Annotated in this window: 1 protein-coding gene; it reads left to right on the forward strand. The window is 61.3% G+C overall.

What is annotated here, in order from left to right; all coding sequences use genetic code 11:
- Nucleotides 1–231: hypothetical protein (locus AC0AIB_RS31300; protein ID WP_465098093.1), on the forward strand; the 231-nt coding region annotated here is incomplete at its 5' end.
- Nucleotides 232–450: the final 219 nt, after the last annotated feature.

Here is a 450-nt window from a genome sequence, read left to right on the forward strand (position 1 = left end):
GCGCGATGTGCGCGGACGCTCGAATTCGTTCGGCTCGACATTCTTCTCGTGACCGCATCGCAAATCCGCGCGTCGCTAGCGATCTTCTTTGCAGACGCAGCGAACGCAGGCGCGATGCGCGCGAACGATCGCAACCGCGCGATCCGCGTTCTGCCGGTCGATGCCGCGCAACGCGGCGGCATATCGCCGCTTACTCGCCGATCACGTTGTGCGTTGTGCGTTGCGCGATGAATGACGCACGAAGCATCAGACTCGTCTGATTCGGCGATCTTTCCATCAACGCATCACAAGTTCGCGCATCTGGCCCGCATGCGATGCAACCTTCTGCGGCGAAGGCGGCGCTCATCATTCGAACGCAGCGCATCGCGGCCGATACGGGCCCCGTACTGCAGTTCCGTGTGTAGCGACCATCCCCTTCGTCTATTGGAGACAACGCATGAACATCCGCAG

The organism is Micromonospora sp. DSM 43699 (assembly GCF_055517075.1).